At 68.3% G+C, this 14,718-nt stretch carries 14 protein-coding genes, 1 tRNA gene and 1 pseudogene; 9 read left to right on the forward strand and 7 right to left on the reverse strand.

Annotated elements, in window-relative coordinates; all coding sequences use genetic code 11:
* Positions 1-373 precede the first annotated feature (373 nt).
* The gene (locus ACFY30_RS17110) at positions 374-814 is read right to left on the reverse strand and encodes a hypothetical protein (protein WP_390845984.1); all 441 of its coding nucleotides are present in this window, start codon (positions 812-814) and stop codon (positions 374-376) included.
* 256 nt (positions 815-1,070) lie between these two features.
* Between ACFY30_RS17110 and ACFY30_RS17115 the strand changes: the two genes are divergently transcribed.
* The 5 genes and pseudogenes from ACFY30_RS17115 to ACFY30_RS17135 all read left to right on the forward strand — a co-directional run.
* Positions 1,071-1,670 (forward strand): toll/interleukin-1 receptor domain-containing protein, encoded by a 600-nt coding sequence (locus ACFY30_RS17115; protein WP_193458817.1) that lies wholly within the window; start codon positions 1,071-1,073, stop codon positions 1,668-1,670.
* A 497-nt stretch (positions 1,671-2,167) separates the two neighbouring features.
* Positions 2,168-2,446 carry a hypothetical protein gene (locus ACFY30_RS17120; protein WP_390845985.1) on the forward strand — a complete coding sequence of 93 codons (279 nt, stop codon included), beginning with the start codon at positions 2,168-2,170 and terminating at the stop codon, positions 2,444-2,446.
* A gap of 173 nt (positions 2,447-2,619) precedes the next feature.
* Positions 2,620-2,889: a barstar family protein gene (locus ACFY30_RS17125; protein ID WP_390845986.1), complete on the forward strand. Its 270-nt coding sequence runs from the start codon at positions 2,620-2,622 to the stop codon at positions 2,887-2,889.
* A gap of 355 nt (positions 2,890-3,244) precedes the next feature.
* Positions 3,245-4,459: a PP2C family protein-serine/threonine phosphatase gene (locus ACFY30_RS17130; RefSeq protein ID WP_390845987.1), complete on the forward strand. Its 1,215-nt coding sequence runs from the start codon at positions 3,245-3,247 to the stop codon at positions 4,457-4,459.
* Between the two features lie 519 nt (positions 4,460-4,978).
* Positions 4,979-5,418, forward strand: a pseudogene (locus ACFY30_RS17135) (tyrosine-type recombinase/integrase); the annotation flags it as partial.
* Positions 5,419-5,519: 101 nt separating this feature from the next.
* Here ACFY30_RS17135 and ACFY30_RS17140 read toward each other — a convergent pair.
* From ACFY30_RS17140 to ACFY30_RS17150, 3 genes are all read right to left on the reverse strand, one after another.
* Positions 5,520-5,593, reverse strand: a tRNA-Pro gene (locus ACFY30_RS17140).
* A 42-nt stretch (positions 5,594-5,635) separates the two neighbouring features.
* The gene (locus ACFY30_RS17145) at positions 5,636-6,421 is read right to left on the reverse strand and encodes a Pr6Pr family membrane protein (protein WP_390845988.1); all 786 of its coding nucleotides are present in this window, start codon (positions 6,419-6,421) and stop codon (positions 5,636-5,638) included.
* Between the two features lie 174 nt (positions 6,422-6,595).
* Positions 6,596-7,522 (reverse strand): metallophosphoesterase, encoded by a 927-nt coding sequence (locus ACFY30_RS17150; RefSeq protein WP_390845989.1) that lies wholly within the window; start codon positions 7,520-7,522, stop codon positions 6,596-6,598.
* Positions 7,523-7,643: 121 nt separating this feature from the next.
* Here ACFY30_RS17150 and ACFY30_RS17155 point away from each other — a divergent pair, with 121 nt between their 5' ends.
* The gene (locus tag ACFY30_RS17155) at positions 7,644-8,108 is read left to right on the forward strand and encodes a GatB/YqeY domain-containing protein (RefSeq protein ID WP_390845990.1); all 465 of its coding nucleotides are present in this window, start codon (positions 7,644-7,646) and stop codon (positions 8,106-8,108) included.
* A gap of 380 nt (positions 8,109-8,488) precedes the next feature.
* Here the strand turns inward: ACFY30_RS17155 and ACFY30_RS17160 are convergent, their stop codons facing one another.
* Complete coding sequence (locus ACFY30_RS17160; protein ID WP_390845991.1) at positions 8,489-10,768, reverse strand: transglycosylase domain-containing protein; 2,280 nt, start codon at positions 10,766-10,768, stop codon at positions 8,489-8,491.
* Between the two features lie 407 nt (positions 10,769-11,175).
* Between ACFY30_RS17160 and wblA the strand changes: the two genes are divergently transcribed.
* Positions 11,176-11,514, forward strand: a complete 339-nt coding sequence (wblA, locus tag ACFY30_RS17165) for a transcriptional regulator WblA (protein WP_390659500.1) — start codon at positions 11,176-11,178, stop codon at positions 11,512-11,514.
* Between the two features lie 14 nt (positions 11,515-11,528).
* On the opposite strand, the gene ACFY30_RS17170 is transcribed toward wblA, so the two are convergent.
* Positions 11,529-12,878, reverse strand: a complete 1,350-nt coding sequence (locus ACFY30_RS17170; protein ID WP_390845992.1) for an ArsA family ATPase — start codon at positions 12,876-12,878, stop codon at positions 11,529-11,531.
* A gap of 10 nt (positions 12,879-12,888) precedes the next feature.
* Positions 12,889-13,866 carry an ArsA-related P-loop ATPase gene (locus ACFY30_RS17175; RefSeq protein ID WP_390659337.1) on the reverse strand — a complete coding sequence of 326 codons (978 nt, stop codon included), beginning with the start codon at positions 13,864-13,866 and terminating at the stop codon, positions 12,889-12,891.
* 222 nt (positions 13,867-14,088) lie between these two features.
* On the opposite strand from ACFY30_RS17175, the gene ACFY30_RS17180 reads away from it, so the two are divergent.
* Both ACFY30_RS17180 and ACFY30_RS17185 read left to right on the forward strand, forming a co-directional pair.
* The gene (locus ACFY30_RS17180; protein WP_003967454.1) at positions 14,089-14,247 is read left to right on the forward strand and encodes a DUF4177 domain-containing protein; all 159 of its coding nucleotides are present in this window, start codon (positions 14,089-14,091) and stop codon (positions 14,245-14,247) included.
* Positions 14,244-14,708, forward strand: a complete 465-nt coding sequence (locus ACFY30_RS17185; protein ID WP_390845993.1) for a RidA family protein — start codon at positions 14,244-14,246, stop codon at positions 14,706-14,708. Before ACFY30_RS17180 ends, ACFY30_RS17185 begins: the two co-directional genes overlap by 4 nt.
* Positions 14,709-14,718 lie beyond the last annotated feature (10 nt).

Raw genomic sequence — 14,718 nt, forward strand, 5'->3', positions numbered from 1 at the left:
CTCAGCCACGCTGCCTAGTGAAGTCCACCAGAGGAAGCCACGAAGGCGGAAGCGTGGTGATCAAGCTTTGGGGATGTGACTTCTTCATCCCGAAGCAACTTGGGCGGGCGCTCGACCTTGGGCCAGTGCCCTTCTCACCTGCGGCGGCAGTCCATGGGCGTTCGCGGTTGTCCGCCGCTGTGTGCTGGCGTTGCCACGCAGTTAAACACTCACCTTCCAACGGGGCAGTGTCGCAGGGCTCGGCTACTTTTCCTGCATGACTGACAGGGATCCGCTGGTGCGATCGGCATAGTTGATGACCAAGAGGAGTGAGGTGAGCTGGATGCATCCTCAGTTCAGCTACAACTGATCACCGGCAGCCGTGACGTGCGGCTCAACTCCTCAGGCCGAAGTCTTCGGGCGAGTCGCCACCCCGGGAGTGCGGTGGCCGCCAGGTCTTTCCGGTAGGCAGGTCGCCGCCTACATCGCGGCGGTAGTTCTCCTGGGCTTTCGAGCTGGCCTGACGACCGCCGATGTCCACCAGCGCCCCCTTTACCGAATGTAGCTCGGGGCCCCCGCGCATCGGCTTCTCATCCGCAGGGGGCTCGGGGGCGGAAAGTAGCGGGTCGATCTCGCTGCTCTCGTGGGCGGCATGCTCCTCGTCGGGAGGGAGGGCGAGAGCGGCCCATACGGCGAGGACCGCGCCGCCGACGACGAGCATCTTCGGCCCGTTCTTCTTGAAGAAGTCCTTCACCTTCCCACTCACGGGAGCGGTCTGGCCGTCCTGGGGAGCGGCCTGGTCGTCGACCTCAGGGGTCTCGTCGGAGGCGTTCACCTGCACAGACCTACCGGACCCAAGTCTCGGCTGTCAGGCGATTACCGACATCGCCCAAGCAAGTTCAGCGGCGCTCGCCAGGCTGAAGTGCGCATGCGTGTTCGAGGCTTCCTGAAGGTGAAGCCTCCGACCGCACCCGTCAATCGGGAGACCAACTCCTCTAACATCCGAGTCTCCGTGCATGGCCCGACCACCGCATGTCGTCAGTTTGACGATTTCGCCCCCCAGTCGGAGTTGCCGATGGGAGGCTGGCCTCATGCACGCCTTCATCTCTCACAACCACCGCGACAAGCCTGATGTGAAGCCGCTTGCTGCCCGCCTGCGACTGCTCGGCGTCGACGTCTGGCTCGACTCCTGGGAGATCCGCCCTGGGGACTCAATCCCGGGCAAGGTCAACGAGGCGCTGGGGCTGGTGGACACCGTGATGGTCTTCTGGTCGGTGAACTCCTCAACGTCTGCTTGGGTGAACACGGAATGGGAGGTCGCCCTCACACGGCGCATGCGGGACAACTCTGTCCGTGTCATCCCGATCATCCTCGACGACACCCCCCTCCCGCCGCTCCTTGAGCCGATCATGTGGGTATCCCTTGCTGATGGCGATGTCGATCGAGCTGCTCGGGAACTTGTAGGCGTGGAATCCCAGGCACAACTCCTCAAGCTGATGCAGCAGACAGTCGAAGAGTCCGGACTCGAATACCGGTACTTCGAAGGGTTCGGCGTCATAGTCGGCTGTCCCCGCTGCGGGGCGCCGAGTTCGAAGCTGGAGGGCTGGAGCGCTGTCGATGACCGCAGGGACGACATGTACGCGGGAGTTCGTTGCGGCCAATGCGGCTGGGACGAAGGCGGTGAGATCTGACGACGCTTCGCCAGAAGAACAGGGATTCCGTACTGCGAACACCATCCGGGGACAGGACTGGAACCGCACTCAGTCGGCCTGTGCAAGCCGTCGTTTGGTCCTCAGCTGACGACAGTCAGCCACCGCGGCGGGCTGGCCGGATGGCCAGGTGCGCGTGTGCCTCGCTGCACCCCCACCGGCCTCAGCCACGCTGCCATGCCGTCGACCAGAGCAAGCCGCTCCGACGGAAGCGCGGCGGTGAGACCTTGCGCCATGACTTCTTCGTCCCGAAGCAACTTGGGTGGTGGCTCTGCCTTGGGCTGAAGTGCCTCTCTCCTGCGCCGATGGCCCGTTGGCGTCCGCGCTTGTTCGCCGCTGTTCGTCTGCGTTGTCACGCAGTTAGACACTCACCAGCCCGGACGCTCGGTGCCCTGACCCTACTCAGGAGGGAACGCGGTGCGCTCTCGTGTGCGGAGGACGGCGGCCTTACTGTCGTAGGGGTCGGCTAGGTTGCGGGAATGACTGCCATGGATCCGCTGGTGCCGGCCCTTGCCGGGCTGGTTGTCGACGTCGTCTGGTTCCTCGACAGTTGCGGTGACGACGAAGTCGATCCCGATTCCGCGGTGAAGATGCTGGAAGGCGTGGGCGGGGAACTGCTGCGACTGCCTCTGGACCAGCGTGACCGCCTCTTGCGGGTGCTCACCGATCTGGCCGAAGCAGAGCCGCATCCCGCGCGACGGGAGTTCTTGGAGGCGTTCCCCTTTGACTGCGGCCTGGTCGAGGAAGAGGAAGGCTGAGCCCAACGTCGATTGGGAGAGCACCGCTTTAGGAGTTCGATCGTTCCCCGGCACTGCCGGGGAACCACCCGGTCACACTGGCCGTGCCGGACCGTCCAGGAGCGCTGGCGTCCGGCGTCGTTGATGTCACTCGTGGACGTCAGAACGGTGCAGCCACGTGCAAGCATGTCGTCGTGATCACCATTAATGTCAGCGAGGTGACCGATGAGCGCGCCCTGCACCTGCTTCTGATGCGGGAGCTAGGCTTCCCGGGCTTCTACGGCATGAACTGGGATGCCTTCTGGGACGCAATCACTGGCCTGGTCAGGATCCCAGAACATGTGCGCTTCCTTGGCTGGGATCAGCTCGCGGCCGGCGTTCCCCGCGGGGCCGCCATGCTTCGGCGGGCGCTCGATGACTACCAAGCCACGTACCGCCCGGAGTTCTTCGCTGAGTATGCCTAGCGATGAGCAATCTCCGGGCTTGGGCATGGTGCTACCAGTGTCACAGATCCAATCAGGTGACCTGCGGCTGTCGCCTGCTACGGCTGTCGTCAGTAGTCGTCACCGGTCGCCGCTGAGCGGCCTCGGACGGCCCAGAGACGGCCCAGAGACGGCCCAGCGGAGATCACTCGTCGGCTGCCGGCCCCTCATCAAGCCGGACCTTGACCTGGCGGTTGTGGGCGGTGCGCCAGAGGACCTCCCCATTAACCAGGGCCTTAGCTTCCTGATCGGGTTGCCGCCGACAGAGGAAGGGCCGGTCTCCATCAGAAGGATGCCGGTAAGCGTGAATCGCACCATTTGTCCATATCCTGCATCCATGATTATCGACTACGCGGCAGTGTTCCAAGCGCTGCCGGGCGCGGTCGCTCTGCTGACTCCCGAGCTGGTCTTCGCCGACGCCAACCTCGCGTGGCTGCGCCAGGCCGGACGCAGCCGCGACCAGGTGGTGGGCCGCTACCTCTTCGACGCCTTCCCCGGCAGCCCGCGGGACCCGGCAGCCTCCGACGCCCGCCACCTGGAGGCATCCCTGCGCGCGGTCCTGGCCAACCGCAAGATCGACATGGACCTGCAGCGCTACGACGTGGAATCCGTGCAGCGCCCCGGCCATTGGGAGGAACGCTACTGGAGCTTGGTCAACGCGCCCGTCTTCGCGCCCGACGGTCAGATCGCCCTGGTGATCCACCGCGTCGAGGAAGTCACTGAACTCCTGCGCGCCACCAGCCGGCCGGACGGCTCACTCCAGCTGGAGGCCGAGCTCTTCAGCCGGATGCGCCAGCTGCACGAAATCAACGAGCGCCTGCGTCGCGCCCACGCCCGCGAGCGTGAGGTCGCCCTCGCCCTGCAGCGCGCCATGCTCCCCGTTCCGCCCCCGATCGGCCATCACCGGTTCGCCGTCCGCTACCGGCCCGCGGTCGGCTCCCTCAATGTCTGTGGCGACTGGTACGACCTGGTCCAACTCCAGGACGGCGACAAGATCGCCGTGGCCGTAGGCGATGTCGTCGGCCACGGCCTGGAGGCCGCAGGCATCATGGGCCAGCTCCGCAGCGCCCTGTCCGCCACCTCCCTGGTCGCCACCGGCCCCGCACAGGCCCTCGAGGTCCTCGGCCGGTACGCGCATTGCGTCACCGGCGCCGAGTCGACCACCGCGGTGACCGCCTTCATCGACTTCAGCCGCCACCTCATCACCTACTCCAGCGCCGGCCACCCCCCTCCGGTCCTTCTTCGCACCGACGGCACGGTGGAGTTGTTGGACCAGGCGACCGATCCGCCGCTGGATGCCGTCTTCGAGTCCAGCCCTCGGCCGGAAGCCACCACCGCCTTCACCGACGGCGACATCCTCCTGCTTTACACCGACGGCCTCATCGAACGCCGCCACCAGGACATCGACACCGGACTCAGCCAACTCACCGACGCCCTGATCCGCCACAGGGAACTCACCACCCCCGAAGCACTCGCCGACGCCGTGATGAACGACCTGATCCCCGCCGAAGGCGTCACAGACGACACCGCCCTGGTCGTCGTCAGCCTGTGAGGCGTCTCAGTGACCGCACTGCAGGTCTCCGCCCGCCGATGCAGCACAAGACCCGCACCACCCGAGGAGACGACGCGGTCCCTCCCCAGCGGCTGCAACTCCACCTGTCAGGCGGCCCAGAACTTCCCGTCGCCTGCTGAGCGACTTTGACGACGGCTCACCAACGAAATTCGCTGATTTGCAGAAACGAGGGGAACGCGTCGCAAGAGTCCCACGCCCAGAAGTGGGGAGCTTCCCGCCTGACCCACGCAGGTTCCCAGCCTTGAGCCCGATGCGCGGGCGTGCGCCACTGGCTTGGCTTATGCCCGTCACAGCCTGTCCGGCATCCGCAACACCGATGACCGCCCAATGCATCCAAAAAGGCACTAACCCAAAAGAGGCCCCCTAAACAGGGCCCCTTCGAGGGGGATGTCAGGCTGCTTCCATCACGGTTCCGAAGGGGCAGACCGGCATCCCAGCCACTCACCTCAACCCGCCACTCTCTCCAGCTCCCATCCCGTACGCCATGGGCCGCGTCTGCGCACCGGAGACACGAAGACGCGGAAGTCCCGGCGCACGCTCGCTCTGCCGGCGCGCTGCGTCGAAGCTCTCTGGCGGCAATTCGAGGAGCAGGGCTGGGATCGGCTCGCCGCTGACGACAAGTGGGAGGAACACGGCCTCGTCTTCTCCTCGGCCGTCGGCAAGCCGCTCGACGCGGCCAACGTCCGCCGTGCCTTCCACCAAGCGCTCAAGGACGTCGACGGGATCAACGCCGACGAGTGGACGCCTCGGGAGCTCCGGCACAGCTTCGTGTCGCTGCTCTCCGACCGTGGCGTCCCGCTGGAAGAGATTCCCGGCTTGTCGGGCACTCCGGTACGGCCGTGACCGAGGAGATCTACCGGAAGCAGATCCGGCCCGTGATCCAGACTGGCGCCGTGGTCATGGACGGAATCTTCGGCACGCAGGAGCGGCGGCCGTAGGCACGCGGAAAGCCGTAGTCACTCAGATAGACACGCACGCAGGCAGAAACAAGAAGACCACCTAGGAACGTTCCTAGGTGGTCTACCTGCTGTTACGGCTGTCGGGGTGGCGGGATTTGAACCCACGACCTCTTCGTCCCGAACGAAGCGCGCTGCCAAGCTGCGCTACACCCCGATGTCGCTGCTTGTCCTGCTTGTCGCGGCGACGTCGTTTACTTTAGCCCACTGGTGGCTGGAGACGAAATCCGGTTTTGGCGCGGTGGTGGGGCGGGGCGGGGCGGACGTGGTCGAGGGCCACGAGGAGGGCGGCGAGGGCGTAGCAGGAGAGGCCGAGGAGGGCGGCGTTGGTCAGGGTGTGGTGGAAGCCGTGGGTCTCGGCGTCCAGGGCGGGGTAGAGGTAGCGGCCGGGGGCGCCGGGGGCGATCAACTCGGCTCGGATGAGGAAGAACAGCAGGTAGGCCGTGGGATAGAGCATCCAGGTGGCCGTCTGGCGCAGGCGCAGGCGGGCGGGTGGGGTGAGGAGCAGCCAGTCGAGGACGGCGGCCGCCGGGGTCACCGTGTGCAGGAGGTGGTTGGTCAGCGTTGCCCAGCCCGTGGGGGCGGTCGTCGCGCTCGTCAGCGAGAACGGGCGTGTCGCGTCCGCCAGGAGCAGGTGGTACGTGAGGCCGGTGATCGTGATGTAGAGCAGCGCGGCGCCGGTCAGGAGGGAGGGGAGAGGATCGCGGGCCGACCAGGCGCGGCGGGCGGAGAGGAACGTGACCAGGGCCAGCAGCAGGTTGCTCTGGACCGAGAAGTGGCTCAGTACCCGCAGCGGGCCGCCGTCCAGCAGCGCGAGTGTCACGCCCGCGGCCGCCGTGGCGGCGAGCAGCAGGCGCAGGACCGCGGCGAGCGGGCGGCGCGCGGGGGTCACCACCGCGGAGGCGAGGACGAAGGAGGGCAGGAGCGCGTGGGTCCGCGGGATCGGGGGCAGATCCGGGATGTCCCTGGGTATCGGCGCGGTCATGCCCTCACGGTAGGCAAGTGGGGTGAAAGGGGCGATGCGGGTGAGCCGTGCGGGTGGGCTGTGCGGAGGCCCCGGGAAGAATCGGGAGGGGCGGGAGGGGCGGGAGGGGCGGAGGGGCGGGGTCTGTGTCGTCGGGCTTGTCCCGAATCACCGCCCCCCACGCACGTCCCGTGACTAGTCCTTGCCGACCAGCGTCAGCAGCGTGACCTCCGGCGGGCAGGCGAACCTGACCGGTGTGTACCGGTTGGTTCCGCAGCCCGCCGATACGTGGAGGTAGGAGGTGCGCCCCTCCGCCGTGTGCGTCGAGAGGCCCTTCACGCGGTCCGTGTCGAGGTCGCAGTTGGTGACGAGGGCGCCGTAGAAGGGGATGCAGAGCTGGCCGCCGTGGGTGTGGCCGGCCAGGATCAGGGGGTAGTCGTCCGCCGTGTACGCGTCCAGGACGCGCAGGTACGGGGCGTGCACGACGCCCATGGAGAAGTCGGCGGAGGCCGAGGGGCCGCCGGCCACCTGGGCGTACCGGTCCCGCTTGATGTGCGGGTCGTCCAGGCCCGTCAGCTCCACCGACATGCCGTCGATCTTCAGGATGCCCCGCGTGTTGGTGAGGTTCAGCCAGCCCGCCGCGTCGAAACCGTCCCGCAGGTCCTCCCACGGGTTGTGGACGACGCCGACGACGGGCGGGTTGCCGTTCAGTCCGTGGCGGCCCTGGACCTTCTCCATCAGGTAACGGGCGGGGTTGCGCGGCCTGGGGCCGTAGTAGTCGTTGGAGCCGAAGACGTACGCGCCCGGGAAGTCCATCAGGGGGCCCAGCGCGTCCAGGGTCTCCGGCACGCCCTCCGGGTCGGAGAGGTTGTCGCCCGTGTTGATCACGAAGTCGGGCCGCAGGCCGGCCAGCGAGCGAAGCCAGCGCTGCTTCTTGCGCTGGCCGCCGACCATGTGGATGTCGGAGACCTGCAACACGCGCAGGGGGCGCATACCGGAGGGGAGTACGGGGACCGTCACCCGTCGGAGGCGGAAGGAGCGGGCTTCGAAACCCGCCGCATAGGCCAGACCGGCGGCGCCAGCCGCCGCGATGGACAGGGGTACTCCGTATCGCGCGCGCATACCTCCATCGTGTCAGATCCCGCCGGTTCCCCTGGCCGCGCGGCTCCTTGAGGGTTCATCGCCCACCGCGCCCCCTAAATGAACGGGCGTCGGGCCTGCCGCACCTGCGACAATCACCTGCATGACCACGCTCAAGTCGAAGCTGCAGGAAGACCTCAACGCCGCGATCAAGGAGCGCGACGAGCTCCGCTCCTCGACGCTCCGGCTGACGCTCGCCGCGATCACCAAGGAGGAGGTCGCGGGCAAGGAGAAGCGCGAGCTCTCCGACGACGAGGTGCAGAAGGTGATCACCCGTGAGGCGAAGAAGCGCCGGGAGGCGGCCGAGGCCTTCGCGCAGGGTGGTCGCGCCGAGTCCGCCGAGCGGGAGAAGGCGGAGGGCGAGGTGCTCGCCACGTACCTGCCGAAGCAGCTCGGCGACGAGGAGCTGAACGACATCGTCGCTCAGGCCGTCGCGGAGGCGAAGGCGGCCGGCGCGGAGGGTCCGCGGGCCATGGGCGCCGTCATGAAGATCGTCAACCCGAAGGTGGCGGGGCAGGCCGAGGGCGGCCGCGTCGCCGCGGTGGTCAAGAAGCTCCTCGCGGGCTGACCGGCCCCAGCCGTCCGTACCTGGTGGGCGACCGGCCCCGGCCTTAGCGCGGTGAGCCGGCCGGCCCACCGGTCGTAGCGCGGTGAGCCGGCCGGCCGCCTCCGGCCGCACCTCGTCGGGGTTGACCGGCCGCCTCCGGCCGAACCTCCCGGGCTGGCGGACCCCGGTCGTACCGTCCTCGCGCCGCCGACCGGCCCGCCCCCGGTCATACCGTCCCAGGCCCTACGGCCCCCGCCCCCGGCCCCCAGGCCAACCGCCCCGCTCGCCGCCCCGGCGAAACGGCCCCCGTCTCCCCGTACCCGCTCACTCCGCGGTACGAGGAGACAGGGGCCGTTCCCCGTCTCCGTCGGCCGGTGTCCTGCCGGCCGTGGCGCGGGGTCTCAGCCGCGTCCGCCTCCGTTGCCGTTCCCGTTGCTCTGCCCCTGGAACAGGTTCTCCCAGCCGCCCGTCGAGGTGTCGCCGCCGGTCGAGGAACCGCCGTCGGTCGTGCCGCCGGTGAGCAGGCCGCCGATGAAGCCGTCGTTGTTGCCGTTGTTGTTGTCGTCGTTTCCGTTGTCGCCGCTGTCGTCGTCGCCCCTGCCCGGGTTGTTGCTCGGGATGGAGACGAGGTTGAAGCTCGGCGCTTCCTTGCCCTCGAGGGCGCCGGTCATGGCGTCGCGCCAGATCGGGCCGGGGGTGTCACCGCCGTAGACCTGGGCGTGGTAGACGCCGCCGATGCGGATGTTGGTCATCTTGACCTTCTGGGTGGCGCTGCCGACCCACACGGCGCCCGAGAGGTTCGGGGTGTAGCCGACGAACCAGGCGTTCTTGCGCTCGTCCGTCGTACCCGTCTTACCGGCGTTCGCGCGGCCCGACAGACCGGCCTGCTGGCCGGTACCGGAGTCGACCACGCCGCTCAGCAGGGTGTTGATGGTGTCCGCGGTCTTCTCGCTCATCGCGCGCGAGCAGGTCGACTTCGGGACCTCCAGCGACTTCTTCTTGCCGTTCGCGGTCTGGGTGATCGACTCGATGGCGACCGGGGTGCAGTACATGCCGCGGCTGGCGAAGGCGGCGTACGCGCTCGCCATGGTCAGGGGGGAGAGGCCGGTGGAACCGAGGGTCATGGACGAGGGGACCTCGGGGACCTTGTCGCCGTTGCCCTGGACCACGCCGAGGGCGTCGGTCATCTTCACCACGGGGCACATGCCGATGTCGGCGAGCATCTGCACGAAGTAGGTGTTGACCGACTTGGCCATGGCCGTCTTCAGGTCGTACGGGCCCTTCTCGGACTCGCTCTCGTTCTCCAGCTTGTAGTTGCCGTCGTTGACCCACGCCTTGCCGCTGCAGGTCTGGACCGTCGCCGGGTACTGCATCTCGTACGGCGCGGGGTACATCTGGTTGGCGGGGCGGCCCTCCTCGATCGCGGCCGCGGCCACGAACGGCTTGAACGTCGAACCCGTCGGGAAACCGAAGTTCGAGCCGCCCATGGAGGCGTTGACCGAGTAGTTGTACTCGGTCTCGTTCTTGCCGTAGCCGTACGGCTTCGACTGGCCCATCGCGAGGATCTTGCCGGTGCCCGGCTCGACGAGCGTCGAGGCCGCGGCGACCTTGTCCGACTTGTAGACGTGGTCCTTCAACGAGGCCTGGACGGACTGCTGGGCCTGCGGGTCGAGCGTCGTCCGGATGGTCAGGCCGCCCTGGTTCCAGAGCTTGGCGCGCGCCTCCTTGGTCTTGCCGAAGACCGGGTCGCTGAGGAAGGCCCGCTCGACGTACTTGCAGAAGAAGCTGGCTCCCTGGACGGCGGTGATGCAGCCGTTCTTCGGCTGGGTGACCTTCAGGCCCAGCGGGGCCTTCTGCGCCTTGGCGGCCTCGGCCTCGGAGATGTCGCCGACCTCGGCCATGCGCTGCAGGACGGTGTTACGGCGCCGGGTGGCCTCGGTCTCGTCGTTGACCGGGTCGTAGCGGCTCGGGGACTGGACGATGCCGGCCAGCAGGGCCGCCTGGGGCAGGGTGAGGTCCTTGGCGTGGGTGGAGAAGTAGCGCTGGGAGGCCGCCTCGACGCCGTAGGCCTGCTCGCCGAAGAACGTGATGTTCAGGTAGTTCTCGAGGATCTTCTTCTTGCCGAGTTCCTCCTCGACCTGGATCGCGTACTTCAGCTCCTTGATCTTGCGGCCGATGGTCTGCTGGGTGGCCTGCGCGACCTTCGTCGGGTCGTCGCCGGCCTCCTCCACGAAGACGTTCTTCACGTACTGCTGGGTGAGCGTCGAGGCGCCCTGGGCGACCCCACTGCTCTGCACGTTCTTGTTGAGGGCGCGCAGGACGCCCTTCAGGTCGATCGCGCCGTGCTGGTAGAAGCGCGAGTCCTCGATCGCGACGATCGCCTTCTGCATGTACGGCGAGACGTTCTTCAGGTCGACCACCGTGCGGTCACGGGAGTAGACCGTCGCGATCTGGGAGCCCTTGGCGTCGAGGATCGTGGTGCGCTGGCTCAGCGGCGGGGTCTTCAGGTTGGCCGGGAGTTCGTCGAACGACTCCACCGACCCCTTGGCCGCCAGTCCCAGCGCGCCGAACGCGGGCAGCGCGATGCCCGCCAGCACGGCTCCCGAGAGCACACTGACACCGAGGAACTTGGCGGCCTGCTGCGTGGCGGACAGGCCACCGCCCGAGCGCTTGTTTGGCATGAGGGCAGCCTACGTTCTCATTCGCCGGACACGCGTATAGGCCTTGGCCTAAGCTGCTCTTAACTGTCACAGCAGCAGGGCCACGTATCAATACGTCCGGCGACCCCGAATCGTTCCGGAGGTTCCCCGACTTTTTTGGTGGGGGCGTGCCCGAATCCGCCTTGTGTGTCATCCGGCGTCCGTTGTGGCCCAACAGAACTGTCCTGTTTGCCGGGATAGTCATGTATGTCGCAGGCTCACTCCCCCGGGTGATCTGCCGCTTACCCATAGTCCGTTCGGGCCATTCAAGATTGGGCCCGAAGGGGGTGTTGCGCTGTGCCCACCTTCCGTAACGTCCTCAACTGGCGGCGGTGAATATGCCGCTGCCGCCGTGGGGGAGCCTCGATTCGGGAGAGGACGGCGCCGGTATGGGCTGGGTAACCGACTGGAGTGCGCAGGCTGCCTGCCGCACTACCGATCCGGATGAACTGTTCGTTCAGGGAGCAGCGCAGAACAGGGCCAAGGCGGTGTGCACCGGATGCCCGGTACGCACCGAATGTCTGGCCGACGCGCTCGACAACCGCGTCGAGTTCGGCGTGTGGGGAGGCATGACGGAGCGCGAGCGCCGCGCCCTGCTGCGCAGGCGGCCGACCGTCACCTCGTGGCGCCGGCTGCTCGAGACCGCACGCTCGGAGTACGAGCGCGGCGCGGGCATCGTGTCGCTCGACGACGACCAGATGTACGAGAACTACGCGGCGGTGAGCTGAGGCGAAACCCTCGCTCAGCTGTCGGCGGCCTCGGGCAGCTCCGGCCGGTTGGCCGCGAGCCGGCTGCCGATGTCCCGCAGTCCCGCGAGGTCGTGTACGTCGCCGGGCAGCGCCGCCACTTCGGCCACTGCCACCTCCGGGTGGAGGGCGGTGAAGCGGTCACGCGTGCGCTGCTCGCGGGAGAGCAGGTGCATGCGCTCGGCGTGCAGCCTCAGCAGGCCTGCGGTCAGCTGATCGGCACTGTGGGACCCGGGCCCCGGATCGGGTGCGGGAGATTCTGAACTGGCGTACGTGTCGGGAGAGTTACGAAGTCCAGCTTTCCCGCCGTCCTGATCCACAATGCGGGGCTCTTCAAGATTTTCCGCCGCGGGGGAATCGGCAGCGGCGTCGGCGATCCCGTCGGCCAGGTCGAGGTTCTCCGCGGCGGCGAGCGCCCGCTCGGCGGACAGCTGGGCCGCACCGCTGCCATGGACCCGGTTGAGCACCAGGCCGGCCAGCGGCATGTCCTCCGCGGCCAGTCGTTCCACGAAGTAGGCGGCCTCCCGCAGCGCGTCCCGCTCGGGCGCCGCCACCACCAGGAAGGCCGTACCGGGCGCCTGGAGCAGCTTGTACGTGGCGTCCGCGCGCGTGCGGAACCCGCCAAACATCGAGTCCATCGCCGCCACGAACGTCTGTACGTCCTTCAGCAGCTGTCCGCCCAGCAGCTTGCCGAGCGCGCCGGTCATCATCGACATCCCGACGTTCAGGAACTTCATGCCCGCGCGGCCGCCGACCTTGGCGGGCGCGAGCAGGACGCGGATCAGCTTTCCGTCCAGGAACGAGCCGAGCCGCTTCGGTGCGTCCAGGAAGTCCAGCGCCGACCGGGACGGCGGGGTGTCGACGACGATCAGGTCCCACTCGTCCCTGGCGCGCAGCTGGCCCAGCTTCTCCATCGCCATGTACTCCTGCGTGCCGGCGAAGCCCGCGGACAGCGACTGGTAGAAGGGGTTCGCCAGGATCGCGGACGCCCGCCCGGGGTCGGCGTGCGCTTCGACGATCTCGTCGAAGGTGCGCTTCATGTCGAGCATCATCGCGTGCAACTCGCCGTCGCCCTCGACGCCCTTCACCCGGCGCGGGGTGTTGTCGAGCGAGTCGATGCCCATGGACTGTGCGAGCCGGCGCGCCGGGTCGATGGTGAGGACGACGACCTTGCGGCCCCGCTCGGCGGCCCTGAGTCCCAGCGCCGCCGCCGTCGTCGTCTTGCCGACCCCGCCCGAACCGCAGCACACCACGATGCGGGTCGCCGGGTCGTCGAGCAGCCGATCGAGGTCGAGCACGCGCGCGGGGGAGAGCCGGTGCTGTGGCTGGCCCTGGTCCCGACTCATACGGTCCCCCTCATGCGATCCCCTGCTTCCGCAGCTCGGTGGCGAGTTCGTACAGACCCGCCAGGTCCATTCCCTCGGCGAGCAGTGGCAGTTCGTGCAACGGCAGGTCCAGCTCGCCCAGGACCGCGCGCTGCTCATGCTCCAGCGTGTGCCGCTCGGCGTACTCCTCGGCCTGCTGCAGGAGCGGGTCGACCAGTCGCTCGGCGTGTCCGCCGCGCCGCGCCCCGCCCAGCCCGGCCGCGGACAGCGACCGCGCGATGGAGGAACGTGTCACGGTTCGTACGAGTTCCAGCCCGTCCGCGTCCAACACCTCGGGCCGCACCATGTTGACGATGACCCGGCCCACCGGCAGCTTCGCCGCCCGCAGTTCGGCGAGGCCGTCCGCGGTCTCCTGGACCGGCATCTCCTCGAGCAGCGTCACCAGGTGCACGGCCGTCTCCGGGGACTTCAGCACCCGCATCACGGCCTGCGCCTGATTGTGTATCGGGCCGATCTTGGCGAGGCCCGCGACCTCGTCGTTGACGTTCAGGAAACGGGTGACGCGCCCGGTGGGGGGTGCGTCCATGACCACGTAGTCGTATACGAACCGCCCGTTCTTGTCCTTGCGCCGGACCGCCTCGCACGCCTTGCCGGTGAGGAGCACGTCCCTCAGGCCCGGTGCGATGGTGGTGGCGAAATCGATCGCGCCCAGCTTCTTCAGGGCCCGTCCGGCGCCCCCCAGCTTGTAGAACATCTGGAGGTAGTCCAGAAGGGCCAGTTCGGGATCGATGGCGAGGGCGTACACCTCCCCACCGCCCGGCGCGACGGCGATCTTGCGTTCCTCATAGGGCAACGCCTCCGTCTCGAAGAGCTGCGCGATGCCCTGCCGGCCCTCCACCTCGACGAGAAGCGTCCGCTTCCCTGCCGTGGCGAGGGCCAGCGCGAGGGCCGCGGCGACCGTCGTCTTTCCGGTCCCGCCCTTACCGCTGACGACCTGGAGCCTGCTCACGTCTTCGAGCGTAACCAGTCCGCGCCCGGGGCGACCGGGAGGCTGTGGACAACGGGGGCCGGTATCGGCCACTTGGCCTGTGGACGGCAGGGGGCGCGACCGGCCGCTCGGCCAGTGGACAACCGGGTGTGCACCCTGCCGCACGGCCGGTGGACGACCGGGTGTGCAACCGGCCACATGGCCTGCGAAGGCCCCCCGGGCAACAGCGGATACAGTCGCCCCATGACCAAGTGGGAATACGCAACCGTGCCGCTGCTCGTCCACGCCACGAAGCAGATTCTGGACACCTGGGGCGAGGACGGCTGGGAGCTCGTCCAGGTCGTGCCCGGGCCGAACAACCCCGAGCAGCTCGTGGCCTACCTGAAGCGGGAGAAGGCGTGAGCGCGGTCGAGGCGAAGCTCGCCGAGCTCGGCCTGACCCTGCCGGCCGTGGTGCCGCCGCTCGCGGCCTACCAGCCCGCCGTGCAGTCCGGGCCGTACGTGTTCACGGCAGGCCAGCTGCCCATGGTGGACGGCAAGCTGCCGGTCACCGGCAAGGTCGGCGCGGAGGTCACCCCCGAGGAGGCCAAGGAGCTGGCCCGCACCTGCGCCCTGAACGCCCTGGCCGCCGTGAAGTCCGTCGTGGGCGATCTGGACCGCGTCGCGCGCGTGGTGAAGGTCGTCGGCTTCGTCGCGTCCGCCACGGACTTCACCGGCCAGCCGGCCGTCCTCAACGGCGCGAGCGAACTGCTCGGCGAGGTCCTCGGCGACAAGGGCGTGCACGCGCGCAGCGCGGTGGGTGTCGCGGTGCTGCCGCTGGACGCCCCGGTCGAGGTCGAGATCCAGGTCGAGCTGGTGCCGTAGCGGCGCCCCG

Origin of the sequence: Streptomyces sp. NPDC000345 (genome assembly GCF_042898825.1) — a bacterium.
In the GTDB taxonomy this organism is placed as follows: Bacteria; Actinomycetota; Actinomycetes; order Streptomycetales; family Streptomycetaceae; genus Streptomyces.